The organism is Pseudoalteromonas simplex, from assembly GCF_015278155.1.
Classification (GTDB): Bacteria; Pseudomonadota; Gammaproteobacteria; order Enterobacterales; family Alteromonadaceae; genus Pseudoalteromonas; species Pseudoalteromonas simplex.
Genome location: NZ_JADILN010000007.1, coordinates 126,691 through 139,754, shown reverse-complemented (window position 1 = coordinate 139,754; position 13,064 = coordinate 126,691). Strand labels below are relative to the sequence as shown.

11 protein-coding genes and 1 tRNA gene are annotated in these 13,064 nt (G+C 42.2%); 1 reads left to right on the top strand and 11 read right to left on the bottom strand.

Going from position 1 to position 13,064, the window contains the following annotated elements:
- Nucleotides 1–86: 86 nt before the first annotated feature.
- The 10 genes from IRQ78_RS14550 to IRQ78_RS14505 all read right to left on the bottom strand — a co-directional run bounded on the left by IRQ78_RS14550 (nucleotide 87) and on the right by IRQ78_RS14505 (nucleotide 11,533).
- A complete protein-coding gene (locus IRQ78_RS14550; RefSeq protein ID WP_194442574.1) occupies nucleotides 87–1,289 on the bottom strand; it encodes a hypothetical protein in 1,203 nt (400 codons plus the stop codon).
- Nucleotides 1,273–2,151, bottom strand: a complete 879-nt coding sequence (nlpI, locus tag IRQ78_RS14545; RefSeq protein ID WP_054553170.1) for a lipoprotein NlpI — start codon at nucleotides 2,149–2,151, stop codon at nucleotides 1,273–1,275. The genes IRQ78_RS14550 and nlpI overlap by 17 nt, the downstream gene beginning before the upstream one ends.
- A gap of 128 nt (nucleotides 2,152–2,279) precedes the next feature.
- On the bottom strand, nucleotides 2,280–4,409 hold the full coding sequence (pnp, locus tag IRQ78_RS14540) for a polyribonucleotide nucleotidyltransferase (protein ID WP_054562096.1): 2,130 nt from the start codon (nucleotides 4,407–4,409) through the stop codon (nucleotides 2,280–2,282).
- A gap of 242 nt (nucleotides 4,410–4,651) precedes the next feature.
- Complete coding sequence (gene rpsO / locus IRQ78_RS14535; protein WP_054553172.1) at nucleotides 4,652–4,921, bottom strand: 30S ribosomal protein S15; 270 nt, start codon at nucleotides 4,919–4,921, stop codon at nucleotides 4,652–4,654.
- 110 nt (nucleotides 4,922–5,031) lie between these two features.
- The gene (gene truB / locus IRQ78_RS14530) at nucleotides 5,032–5,976 is read right to left on the bottom strand and encodes a tRNA pseudouridine(55) synthase TruB (protein WP_054553173.1); all 945 of its coding nucleotides are present in this window, start codon (nucleotides 5,974–5,976) and stop codon (nucleotides 5,032–5,034) included.
- Entirely contained in the window at nucleotides 5,976–6,380 is a 405-nt protein-coding gene (gene rbfA / locus IRQ78_RS14525) for a 30S ribosome-binding factor RbfA (RefSeq protein WP_054553174.1), read from the bottom strand. The genes truB and rbfA overlap by 1 nt, the downstream gene beginning before the upstream one ends.
- Nucleotides 6,381–6,490: 110 nt before the next feature.
- A complete protein-coding gene (gene infB / locus IRQ78_RS14520) occupies nucleotides 6,491–9,148 on the bottom strand; it encodes a translation initiation factor IF-2 (RefSeq protein ID WP_054553175.1) in 2,658 nt (885 codons plus the stop codon).
- Nucleotides 9,149–9,173: 25 nt separating this feature from the next.
- Nucleotides 9,174–10,673 (bottom strand): transcription termination factor NusA, encoded by a 1,500-nt coding sequence (gene nusA, locus IRQ78_RS14515; protein WP_054553176.1) that lies wholly within the window; start codon nucleotides 10,671–10,673, stop codon nucleotides 9,174–9,176.
- Between the two features lie 38 nt (nucleotides 10,674–10,711).
- Nucleotides 10,712–11,167 (bottom strand): ribosome maturation factor RimP, encoded by a 456-nt coding sequence (gene rimP / locus IRQ78_RS14510; RefSeq protein ID WP_054553177.1) that lies wholly within the window; start codon nucleotides 11,165–11,167, stop codon nucleotides 10,712–10,714.
- 289 nt (nucleotides 11,168–11,456) lie between these two features.
- A tRNA-Met gene (locus tag IRQ78_RS14505) sits at nucleotides 11,457–11,533 on the bottom strand.
- Between the two features lie 243 nt (nucleotides 11,534–11,776).
- Here IRQ78_RS14505 and IRQ78_RS14500 point away from each other — a divergent pair.
- Nucleotides 11,777–12,241: a globin family protein gene (locus IRQ78_RS14500; RefSeq protein WP_194442573.1), complete on the top strand. Its 465-nt coding sequence runs from the start codon at nucleotides 11,777–11,779 to the stop codon at nucleotides 12,239–12,241.
- Here the strand turns inward: IRQ78_RS14500 and IRQ78_RS14495 are convergent.
- Nucleotides 12,232–13,023, bottom strand: coding sequence for a DUF4124 domain-containing protein (locus tag IRQ78_RS14495; RefSeq protein WP_054553179.1), 792 nt, complete (start codon nucleotides 13,021–13,023; stop codon nucleotides 12,232–12,234). The two genes, IRQ78_RS14500 and IRQ78_RS14495, sit on opposite strands and share 10 nt — an antisense overlap.
- Nucleotides 13,024–13,064: the final 41 nt, after the last annotated feature.

Genomic DNA, 13,064 nt, shown 5'->3' with positions numbered 1-13,064 from the left:
ATCAGGTGCTATTTTGTCTATAGGAGACACACCTATTCGCACAACATTTAACCACTTTGCATACTAAAATAGCAATAAATAGACGATTAGTCAGAAAATTTATGCTCTTTGGAAGCTGTTGTAAACACTGGCTTTAAGCCTAAAAAGGCAAAATATTCAGAAAACCGAATCGGCTTTGTTAAGGGCTGGTTAATTTGTTTTTGCCAAAGCTCTCGGTATTGCTCAGACAGGCTCATAGTTTGGTATTGCATTATTGACCAATTAGGGCTTGGTTTATAGGCTTTTTTGTTGCTACAAGCGATACTTTTTTGCCACCCTTTTGGCGGAGAAACCTCATTTGCAATAAATAGATTTGGCGCAACTAGCCCCTGTTGATTACACAGCCACTGTTGTTTTTGCTCTGCTAAAACATATTCATCTTCAAAACCATTAAAATGCATTAGCTCATGTAGAAATACCGCGTAAGATTGCGATGAATTAATATGCATAATCCCGCCAAGCACATTAGCAGCCCCTTGCTTTGACATCATCACAATAAAGTCAAAACCTTCAGGCCATGAATACTCAGCCGCATTTTGCCAGTTACATTCAAGCGCCCCATCGTTGCCATCACAGCTAAACTTATCGGCAACATAAACAACATCAGTTAAACAAAAGCTGCCTTTTGCAGGCTCAGGCGCTTTACTATATTGCTGCTTATACTGCTTTAAAGTATCAATGCCCTTGTAATGATCTGTCATCATTAAAACATTAAATTGGCACTGACTACTTGCTTGTAAAGTCGCTGTTGATAAAGCGAATTGCTGTTGCTGCGCATAAGCTGGGTCAATTTGAGCTGGCGGCATTTGTTGTTGCAATAGCCAAGCTTGCTTGGCATCTCCGTCAGGTAACTTGCCAGCTTTACCTAGGTAACTTATATCGAGCCACTGGTTTGCTCTAACTAGCTGCTCCGCTAAGGTTTGTTGCTGCGCTGAAGTGAATTTAGCAAAGTAAGGCTGCCACCATAATTTTGCTGCGTTGTAATCTAGTTGCTGCAAAAATCTGAGCGCAAGCTGATACGCAGCATTACTATCATTTAGCTTTGCTAACTGGCGAAGCTGTGAGTTGCGCAGCACTAAATGCTGCAAATTAATGGCGCTGGGCGCCAAGTGATAGATAGCCGTTGCTTGTGAAGGAGTGGTATTTGCGTAAAAAGCGTAAGCGGGAATAAAACGAGACACTGAGCTTGAAACAAAACCCAAGCTCAGCAATAGAATAACAGTAAAAAAAACCTTAGCTTGCGTTTTCACCAGCCATTAACTCAAGCTCTAAACGGGCATATTTGTATTCAACAAACTCATGCACATTGGTGGCAAGTGCAAGTCTAAAGTAATCGGCAGCAAGGTAGTTATCACCCGCCGCTTGATGCATCTTCGCTAGGTAGAAATAAGCTTCGCATAAGCGGTGCGCATACTCTTGCTCTGAAGTTACACCTTCAATAATGCCAGATAAAAACTCAAACTCACTAATGTCACCTAAATAAAGTGCCAACAGTTGGTAACCCCATTGAGACTCATCAACACCCTGCGAGTTAGCTTTTAAATCAACTAAGGCCTGCGCTTTATCAGCTTCTGATTGAGCTAAATAAAGCCATAGCACACGGTAAGGGTCGCTTGGTGAACGATTTAAAAACTGCTGTAAATCATCTTGTGCAAGTGATGGGCGGTCACCATAGTAAAGGGCAATACCACGATTTAAATAGGCATACTCATGCTGCTCGTTAAGCTCAAGTGCCGAATCAAAAAACTCATAAGCTTGTTCATACTGCTGCATTAGTGTGTGATGAATGCCTAAGAAGTTATACACCTCAGCTAGGTCTGGTTTGAGCTTAATCGCACGGTTAAAGTCAATACGCGCCAAGGTCGACATACCTAAGCTGTCAAATAATACACCGCGATCATAATAAAGTTTGGCTTGTTGCTCGGCACTTAAATCAGCACGGTTTAGTAATTCAGAATAGCGAGCAATCGTAATTTCGTTACGAAAATCAGGTGCTAATGGTGCGGTAAAAGGCACATTAACAATAGGGACTGACTCAGGTTGTGAAGTTGTTTGACATGCACTTAAAGAAAAAATAGCCACAGCGGTCAATGCTAAGTGTTTAAAAATCATTAAATTCCTTAATACCTGAATTCTCTGTAGACAAAGGCGAAGCGGATAGGTTTCATTAAAGCATAAAAAAAGGGGCTAAACAGCCCCTTTTTCTTATATCCAGTAAATAACTGGTTATGTAATCATCATTAAGCGTCTTTAGACTCTTCTGCTTTTTCTTCAGCAGCTGGTTCCATAGCTTCTTTGATGCTTAGACGTACACGACCTTGGCGATCTACTTCAAGAACTTTAACTTTAACTTCTTGGCCTTCGCTTAGGTGGTCAGTTACGTTGTTAACACGCTCTGTGCTGATTTGTGAAATGTGCACTAGACCGTCTTTACCCGGAAGGATATTAACGAACGCACCAAAATCAACGATACGTACAACTTTACCAGTGTAGATAGTACCTACTTCTAGCTCAGCAGTTAATTGCTCGATACGCTTGATTGCATCGTTTGCGCTGATGCCGTCAGTTGCAGCGATCTTGATTGTACCGTCATCTTCGATTTCGATCGTTGTGCCAGTTTCTTCAGTAAGTTGACGGATAGTTGCGCCACCCTTACCGATAACTTCAGCAATTTTCTTCGCAGGGATTTGCATAGTGTAGATGCGTGGTGCGAATTGAGATAACTCTTCAGAAGGTGCTGCAATCGCTTCGTCCATAACACCTAAGATGTGTAGACGTGCTGCTTTCGCTTGTTTAAGGGCGATTTGCATGATTTCTTTAGTGATACCTTCGATCTTGATATCCATTTGTAGTGCAGTGATACCGTTTGAAGTACCTGCTACTTTAAAGTCCATGTCACCTAAGTGATCTTCATCACCTAAGATATCTGAAAGAACAACGAAATCGTCGCCTTCTTTAACTAGACCCATCGCGATACCAGCAACAGATGCTTTGATTGGTACACCTGCATTCATAAGTGCTAGTGATGTACCACATACTGATGCCATAGACGATGAACCGTTTGATTCAGTGATTTCTGAAACAACACGGATTGAGTATGGGAAGTCAGTAAGTGTAGGTAGTACCGCAGCGATACCACGCTTAGCTAGGTTACCGTGACCAATTTCACGACGCTTAGGAGAGCCTACAAAACCTGTTTCACCTACGCAGAACGGAGGGAAGTTGTAGTGAAGCATGAAGTGATGCTTGTTAGTACCTGTTAAGTCGTCGATTAACTGTGAATCACGCTCAGTACCAAGCGTTGCAGTTACAAGTGCTTGCGTCTCACCACGCGTGAAGATTGCAGAACCGTGAGTACGTGGTAAAACACCCGTCATTACGTCTAGTGCACGAACCATATCTGGTTCACGACCATCGATACGTTTTTCACCAGCGATGATACGGCCACGAACGATTTCTTTTTCTAAAGAACCGAATAGTTTACCAACTTCTTGCGTATCTAGCTCTTCGCCTTCAGCAAGTTCAGCTGTTAATGTAGCAACCACTTCTTCTTTCGCTGCACCTAGTGCTTCTTTACGCGCTACTTTGTCAGTGATGCGGTATGCTTCACCTACTTTATCAGCAGCAATTGCAGAGATTTTCTCAGCAAGTGTTACGTTTTTCTCTGGTGCAGTCCAATCCCAAGCTGGTTTACCCGCTTCAGCTTTGAACTCGTTGATTGCGTTGATGATAGCTTGAGATTGCTCATGACCATAAACAACCGCACCTAACATTACGTCTTCAGATAGTGTTTCAGCTTCTGATTCAACCATAAGTACTGCGTTATCAGTACCAGCAACAACTAGGTCTAATTGGCTTTCTTCAAGCTCAGCTAGTGTTGGGTTAAGTACGTATTCACCGTTGATGAAACCAACACGTGATGCACCGATAGGACCATTGAATGGAATACCAGAGATAGCAAGTGCTGCTGAAGTACCGATCATAGCAACCATGTCAGGTTGGATTTCTGGGTTAACAGAAACAACTGTCGCGATTACTTGTACTTCGTTTACGAAGCCGTCTGGGAAAAGTGGACGGATTGGACGGTCGATTAGACGAGCGATAAGTGTTTCGCCATCGTTAGGACGACCTTCACGCTTAAGGAAACCACCAGGGATACGACCCGCAGCGTACATACGCTCTTGGTAGTTAACTGTTAGTGGGAAGAAGTCTTGGCCTGGTTGTGCATCACGCTTACCAACAACAGTAACTAATACTGAAGTATCGCCAATGCTTGCTAGTACTGCGCCGTCAGCTTGACGAGCTATAGCACCTGTTTCTAGGGTCACAGTGTGTTGACCTAGTTGAAATTCTTTAATAATTGCTTGCACTTAAAAATGTCCTTTAAATGTAAAAGCAACTCAGAGCTATGCTCCGAATTGGTAAAAAATAGTCCATCAAAGTACCAATTACAGTACTTAATTGTGCTTATGAAAACACGATTAAGTACTACAATTGGCAATGATGTTTTTTAATATCTAAGCAGTATCCACTACCTAGGTGTGCGCTAGTATACCTTTCATGCGCGCACAAAAAAAGGGGCTAAATAGCCCCTTTTCTCGTAATCTAGTTCTTAGCGACGTAGGCCAAGCTCTTGGATTAACGCAGTGTAACGTGCAATGTCTTTACCTTTAAGGTAGTCAAGCAGTTTACGGCGTTGGCTTACTTTGCGAAGAAGACCACGACGTGAGTGGAAGTCGTGCTTGTGGCTAGCAAAGTGACCTTGAAGCTTGTTGATATCGAAAGTTAGAAGTGCAACTTGTACTTCAGGTGAACCAGTGTCGCCTTCAGCGCGTGCAAATTTAGCGATGATTTCAACTTTTTCTTGATTGCTTAGTGACATAGTAACTCCAAAAATTAATTTAAATTGTGTTTTAGCCGATCACTAATTCAGCCAAAACGATTGAGCGGGGCGTATTCTACCCAGCTTTGCTAATAACTACAAGGTAATCTTTACTCAGGCAGTTGATTTGATAAGCCACGCTTTGATTTCAAGTGGCCGTCTTTATGACGCTCACCAGTACCAATGAACACCCCATCAGCCATTACCTTTACCACACCATCTGGTACAGGCTTACCAATCACCACTGTTTGACCATGACTAAATGCCACGCCCTGCTCTTGAGTGATCTCAATCACAGGTAAATCAACCAAAGCAGTATCCATTGGCAGTAGTAGCTCATCGAGGTAGCTTGAAGGCGCAACATCGTCTGCTTTTGCCTGCTGTAGCTTTTCTTCAAGTTGCTCAAGAGTAACCATTTTTTCACTTGGATAGTGGCCAACAGCACTACGATGTAACATGATGACATGCGCACCACAGCCAAGTTTTTCACCTAAGTCGTCAACAATAGTACGAATATAAGTGCCTTTAGAGACGTGTGCCGTCATTTGTACTTCGTTATTAGCTTCATCAAACTCATCAAGCGTTAAACTAAATACATTAATTTTTCGACACTTACGCGGCACTTCAATACCTTCGCGGGCATATTTATACAAAGGCTGGCCTTGGTATTTAAGCGCAGAGTACATCGAAGGGTATTGATCCGACTCACCTAAGAAACTGGCAATTTGCTCAGCTAATTGTTCACGGGTGACCGATACGTCACGCGTTTCAACCACTTCACCATCTGAATCAGAGGTCGTGGTTCGCTCACCAAGTTTGGCGCGTACAACATAGGTTTTGTCAGTATCAAGCAAGAACTGGGTAAACTTAGTCGCTTCACCAAAACAAATAGGCAGCATACCCGTCGCGAGCGGATCAAGCGCACCGGTGTGGCCTGCTTTTTGAGCAAAGTAAATTCCCTTTGCTTGCTGCAATGCTTTGTTTGATGAAATACCTTGCGGCTTATTAAGTAATAAGATGCCGTCAATAGCACGACCTTTACTGCGTCTAGCCATTAGTCTTTAGTGCCTTCTTCGCTGTCATCTTCGTCTACATGCTTGGCATTGTCTTCACGAATAACTGAATCAACCAAGTTTGAAATACGCATACCTTCCATAAGCGAGTTATCGATCACAAAACGTAACTCAGGCATGATGCGCGCGCGAATACGTTTACCTAATAAAGAACGAATATAACCCGTTGCTTCATTTAAGATTTTAGCGCTTTGCTTGGCTTTATCTTCATCATCAGTATTAAACACTGTGATAAATACTTTTGCGTAAGATAAGTCGCGAGATACCTCAACCGCAGACACTGTCACCATGCCTAAGCGTGGATCTTTGATTTCGCGTTGAAGAATAACAGCAATCTCTTTTTGAATTTGCTGTGCAACACGATCAGTGCGAGAAAATTCTCTCATTTCATTTCACTCTAAAATAATAACTTATTGATGTTAAAGAATAAGTTAATTTAATTACGAATACACAAATGGGGGCTAGGCCCCCATTTAAAGCAATAACTTAAACGAAATTAAAGTGAACGTTGTACTTCAACCGTCTCGAATACCTCGATTTGGTCGCCAACTTTAACATCGTTGTAGTTCTTAACGCCGATACCACATTCCATACCGTTACGTACTTCTTGAACGTCATCTTTAAAGCGACGTAGTGACTCAAGTTCACCTTCATAGATAACCACGTTATCACGAAGTACACGGATAGGCGCGCTACGCTTAACGATACCTTCAGTAACCATACAGCCTGCGATTGCACCAATCTTCGGTGACTTGAACACGTCACGAACTTCAGCAAGACCAATGATCTCTTGCTTGAATTCTGGTGCAAGCATGCCTGACATCGCTTGTTTAACTTCTTCAATCAGGCTGTAGATTACGCTGTAGTAACGTAAGTCTAGGTTTTCTGACTCAATTACTTTACGAGCTGATGCATCAGCACGTACGTTAAAGCCAACAACGATTGCGTTTGACGCCGCTGCAAGCGTTGCATCAGTTTCAGTGATACCACCTACACCTGAACCAACAATCTTCACTTTAACTTCATCAGTAGAAAGCTTAGTTAATGAATCAGCGATTGCTTCAATTGAACCTTGTACGTCAGCTTTAAGAACGATGTTAACTTCTGATACATCGCCTTCAGCCATGTTCGTAAACATGTTTTCAAGCTTCGCTTTTTGTTGACGAGCAAGCTTCACTTCACGGAACTTACCTTGACGGTAAAGTGCTACTTCACGTGCTTTACGCTCATCTTTAACTACTGTTGCTTCATCACCAGCAGCAGGGATACCTGATAGACCTAAAATCTCAACTGGGATAGACGGACCCGCAGACTTGATATCTTTACCGTTCTCATCTTTCATCGCACGTACACGGCCATATTCAAGACCACATAGTACGATATCACCTTGGTTAAGCGTACCAGACTGAACTAGGATTGACGCAACTGGACCACGGCCTTTATCAAGACGTGATTCAATTACAACACCTGCAGCCATACCTTCAGCTGGTGCAGTTAGCTCTAGGATTTCAGCTTGCATTAGTACTGCTTCAAGTAGGTCATCAATACCTAAACCTGTTTTTGCTGAGATATGAACGAATTGCGTGTCACCACCCCACTCTTCTGGGATAACGTCTAATTGTGCTAGTTCGTTCTTAACGCGATCTGGGTCGATGCCTTCTTTATCCATCTTGTTTACTGCGATGATTAAAGGAACGCCTGCAGCACGGGCGTGCTGAACCGCTTCTTTAGTTTGTGGCATTACACCATCATCCGCAGCAACGACTAGGATTACGATATCCGTTGCTTTAGCACCACGAGCACGCATTGATGTAAACGCGGCGTGGCCCGGAGTATCTAAGAACGTGATCATGTGACCATTTGTTTCAACGTGGTATGCACCAATGTGCTGTGTAATACCACCTGCCTCACCTGAAGCAACTTTTGCTGAACGAATGTAGTCAAGTGTTGACGTTTTACCGTGGTCAACGTGACCCATTACCGTTACAACCGGCGCACGAGGAATTGCTTTACCTTCTTCGCTACGATCGCTTAGTACTTTCTCTTCTAATTCGTTTTCTTTAACGATAATAACCTTGTGACCCATTTCTTCAGCTACAAGTTGTGCTGTTTCTTGGTCGATCACTTGGTTGATGGTAACCATGTCACCCATCTTCATCATCGTTTTAACAACTTCAGCACCTTTAACAGCCATACGTGATGCAAGCTCAGCAACAGTGATTGTTTCACTGATACGAACTTCGTTTTTCACGTCTGCTGTTGGTTTTTGGAAACCATGTTGTAAAGACGTTGGTGCTTTCAGCTTACCTTTCTTGCCTTTAGGACCTGTAGGCTGTTTCTCTTTTTGAGGTCCTTTTTTCTTTTTCTTACGACGAGCGCTTTGCTCTTCACGTGCATCAGATTCATCTTCTGCTTCACGTGCGTAAGTAGAAGTCGTAAGGTGGTGATCAGCGTTTTCTTCACGCTGCTTACGCTCTTCTTCTTCCTTTTTCCAGCGAGCTTCATTTTCTTCAGCTAGCTTTCTTGCCTCTTCTGCTTGACGTTTCGCTTCTTCTTCAGCTTTTCTCAATGCGGCCTCTTCTGCTTCTTTTTGCAGACGCTCAGCTTCGGCGCGATCTTGTTCAGACTTAGCACTTTGCTCTGGGGTCATCTGCTTCTGTTTCGCTTTACGCTCAGCTTCAGCTTTACGTTTAGCCTCTTCTTTGGCTTTACGCTCAGCTTCTTCTTTCGCTTTGCGCTCTGCCTCTTGTTTCGCTTTAAGCTCTTCAGCTTCTTGCTGGGCTTTAAGCTCTGCTGCTTTACGTGCAGCTTCTTCTGCAGCTAAACGCTCTTCTTCTTGCTGTTGCTCAATGGCGCTTTTCTTAACGTAAGTACGTGTTTTACGTACTTCAACTTGCACAGACTTCGCTTTACCTGTAGAGCCAGTTACGCTTAGCGTACTTTTGCTTTTACGTTGCAAAGTCATGCGAGCTGGGCCTTCTGAGCCCGTGCCGCCGTGCTGCTTGCTCAAGTGATCTAATAACGTCGACTTTTCAGACTCAGTTACCATATCACCTGCTTTTTTAGAAATACCGGCTTGTTCTAGCTGCTGTAGTAATTTATCAACAGTTGTACCAATATCTCCGGCTAGTTTTTCAACATTTACTTCTGCCATAGTGTGTAATACCTCCGTTAATAAATTACTCGTCTGCGAACCAACAAATGTTACGCGCAGCCATAATTAGCTTGCCAGCTTCTTCTTCTGAAAGTTCAGTGATGTCTACTAACTCATCAATGCCTTGCTCAGCTAAGTCTTCAAGTGTTACTACACCTTTACTTGCCATAACAAATGCAAGGTGACGCTCTAAACCTTCAAGTGCTAGTAGGTCTTCTGCAGGTTCTGCACCTTCTAAGCTTTCTTCAGTTTTAAGCGCTTTCGTTGTTAATGCGTCTTTTGCACGTGAACGTAAGATATCAACTGTTTCTTCATCTAAACCGTCAATTTCTAAGAATTCTGATGCTGGTACGTAAGCCACTTCTTCAAGTGTCGAGAAACCTTCGTTGATAAGTAATGTTGCAAACTCATCATCGATATCTAGGTACTCAGTGAATAAGTTGATTAGCTTATCTGATTCAGCTTCGTTCTTCGCACGCATGTCATCAACGGTCATTACGTTTAATTCCCAACCAGTTAACTGGCTAGCAAGACGAACGTTTTGACCATTACGACCGATTGCTTGTGCTAGGTTATCGGCTTCAACAGCGATATCCATTGAGTGTGTATCTTCGTCCATTACGATTGACGCAACTTCTGCTGGCGCCATTGCATTGATAACGAATTGCGCTGGGTTGTCATCGTAAAGAACGATATCAACACGCTCACCACCAAGCTCAGTTGAAACTGCTTGTACACGTGCACCACGCATACCAACACACGCACCTACTGGGTCGATACGTTTGTCGTTAGATTTTACCGCGATTTTTGCACGAGAGCCTGGATCACGTGCAGCTGCACGTAGTTCAATCATCTCTTCGCCAATCTCTGGCACCTCAATGCGGAAAAGTTCCATTAGCATTTCTGGCTTAGAACGCGTTACAAATAACTGCGCGCCACGAGCTTCAGGCTTAACTTCATAAAGAAGACCACGGATACGGTCACCCGGGCGGAAGTTTTCACGCGGTAACATATCATCACGGTAGATAACCGCTTCAGCATTGTTACCTAGGTCAAGTACGATAGCATCACGGGTTGCTTTTTTAACAACACCTGTTACTAATTCGCCTTGTTGATCTTTGTATTCTTCAACCACTAATGCACGCTCAGCTTCACGTACTTTTTGTACGATAACTTGCTTAGCCATTTGTGTTGTAATACGGTCAAACTTGATTGACTCAATTTGTTCTTCAACGTAATCGCCTAATTGTAGGCTTTCGTCTTCAACCTGTGCCGCTTCAAGTGTGATTTCGCTGTAAGGGTTTTCTAAAGAACCATCTTCAAGAACTTCAGCAATCTTCCAACGACGGAATGTGTCGTAATCACCTGTTTTACGATCGATTGATACGCGAACTTCAATTTCGCCATCGTGTTTTTTCTTTGTCGCAGTCGCTAATGCGAACTCTAACGCTTCAAAAATCTTTTCTTTTGGAACCGCTTTCTCATTGGAGACGGCTTCAGCAACCAATAATATTTCTTTTGCCATGGGTTATGCCTCGCTTGCCCTATTCCTTCGCACTCGAATTAAAACTTTGCGATGATGTTCGCACGTTCAATGTTACTGATCATAATCATATGCTCAGTGCCATCTGCTGAAAGTGTGATCATATCACTGCTAACTGATACTAAATCGCCTTTAAAGTTACGACGACCATCTTGCGGAAGCTTAGTACGCACGCGTACTTCTTCTCCTTGCGCCTTCTCGTAGTGATCTTGTTTGAATAATGGACGATCAACACCAGGAGACGAAACTTCCAAATCATATTCATTTGTAATTGGGTCTTCGACGTCTAAAATTGCGCTAACTTGACGACTAACGTCGGCACAATTGTCAACCGTAATCCCTGCATCGTGATCGATATAAACACGTAATGTAGAGTGGCGACCAGCTTGCACAAACTCAAGACCATGTAACTCAAAGCCTAACATTTCAACGGCCGGTGAGAGCATGGCTACTAAATCTTGCTCAAGTTTTGTCACGAAAATCCTCCATACAAACAAAAAAAGGGCATATAGCCCTGAAATACTGAGTTTAATAATGATTTAAAATCACCGCCAAGCAGATACAACAACGCCCCGAACCAAGCGGGGCGTCACACCTAAAGCATAAAACTGTGTGGCCTAGGGCCAAGCTTGGTTGCGAGTCAGTCACCTGACTAAATTAAACTAGATAGCCTAAACGCAAAACGCGCATTACCAGAATGCGCGACTTCATACAGTAAAAATTACTGTGCATACTAAGTACACTTACAATGCCTTAGCATGTATTTGGTTGCGGGAGCCGGATTTGAACCGACGACCTTCGGGTTATGAGCCCGACGAGCTACCAGGCTGCTCCATCCCGCGCCAATAGATATTAAAAGTTACTTAATATCATTTAATCGAGTGCTAAACACCTCAATTCAATGGCGGCTATTATAAGCATGTAGCGCTCAATTAGCAACCTTCCTATATGAATTAGTTAGACTATTTTTTGCCTAAAAATTTTATGACAACCTTGTCATAAAATTTCCCATAACTGAAAATTCTCGTCTATATTTAGTCATATAATAAGAATAACCTATAGCCTTGACTATTAAGCGATTTACTATGAGTCTATCTTCATTTCAAAAAAGACTGTTACTACAAGATATTGAATTGCTAAAACCCGATTTTCATCAGTTTATAAGCGCATATCATCGCAGCCTTAATGCTCGTCAGTTAACCATGACAGTGCCTGAGCAAGACAGCATAACTAAGCGTAGCTATATTCTTTACTGTGCGCTCAACAAAGTAGTAAGTCACCTTGATGACTTACAGCAAGTCACGCCGTTTATTCATTATTTAGCGAATAACCTGAGCTTTTTAAACGTAGCGTCAAAAGATATTGATATTCTTTGTGAGGCTTTTATTGAGACTCGCCTACTCTTTATCAAGACTTACAATAGCCATCAGCAACAAGCTTGGGAGCTGGCTATTCGTATTTTTTCTAATATTGTGAAAAGTTACTTATTTTCACACTCTACCGTGGTTTCTATTAAAACAAGACGCTTCGTTTATAAAGCTCACAATTGACTCAGTTCATTTCGAAGTCTATCAATTTGCCTTTGCTCAACAGAGATAAGTGTATTGAAGCGGCTTGTCAACGCACTCATTTTATCAACTAAAGCTTGATCACTATTTGCGTCAGCTAAGTTATTTGGTCTATGACTAACTTGCTTTTCTAGTAAGCTAATCTGTTGGTTTAGTTGTTCGTTATAAGTATCGATCTTATTTTCATGCTCAGAGATTTGTAGCATGATTTGTTTGCTGCGAATAAAGCTATCAACCTCATCGTTATTTGATAGTTCATTGAAACTATTGTTTATTCTGTTATTTTCGGCGATTAGTCTGTCAATACTACGCTGTTCATTGTCAATAAGAACAGCATAACGCTCAGATACAGCACTCATTTGCTTTGCAATAGCGGCTTGTTTTTTTGCACCAACTAAGTTTTGTAACTGCGCATCGGACTGATTATTTAATGCTGCAATTTCATTATTCATACGAAGCTTAAAGGTATCTATTTTATTATTATGCTCAGCTATTTCTGCTGCTATTTGTTTGGTCCTGATATAGCTATCAACTTGACCAGTCGTTTGAGAATATACTGACTCAGTACTTTTTCCTTGTACAGCATTGGATAGGAAAGGGTTTTGCTCTTTTATTGTTATTAATTTAGCATCTTCCCCACATGGCAACTGACTAAACTCAACCACACCATTTTTTTCGCACTGATACACTGATGCACTCGCCGCAGTGCTTATAAATAAACATGTAGCCCAAATAATATGAGTATTAATAGTGTTAGATTTCATTTTTTGCCTTCCATAGTTATACCTTATTTATACACTAACTT

Bases quoted from the DNA above. Each gene is read 5' to 3' on its own strand.
- nlpI (WP_054553170.1), bottom strand. From the start codon at position 2,151: ATGATTTTTAAACACTTAGCATTGACCGCTGTGGCTATTTTTTCTTTA.
- rpsO (WP_054553172.1), bottom strand. From the start codon at position 4,921: ATGTCACTAAGCAATCAAGAAAAAGTTGAAATCATCGCTAAATTTGCA.
- truB (WP_054553173.1), bottom strand. From the start codon at position 5,976: ATGGCTAGACGCAGTAAAGGTCGTGCTATTGACGGCATCTTATTACTT.
- rbfA (WP_054553174.1), bottom strand. From the start codon at position 6,380: ATGAGAGAATTTTCTCGCACTGATCGTGTTGCACAGCAAATTCAAAAA.
- infB (WP_054553175.1), bottom strand. From the start codon at position 9,148: ATGGCAGAAGTAAATGTTGAAAAACTAGCCGGAGATATTGGTACAACT.
- nusA (WP_054553176.1), bottom strand. From the start codon at position 10,673: ATGGCAAAAGAAATATTATTGGTTGCTGAAGCCGTCTCCAATGAGAAA.
- IRQ78_RS14500 (WP_194442573.1), top strand. From the start codon at position 11,777: ATGAGTCTATCTTCATTTCAAAAAAGACTGTTACTACAAGATATTGAA.
- IRQ78_RS14495 (WP_054553179.1), bottom strand. From the start codon at position 13,023: ATGAAATCTAACACTATTAATACTCATATTATTTGGGCTACATGTTTA.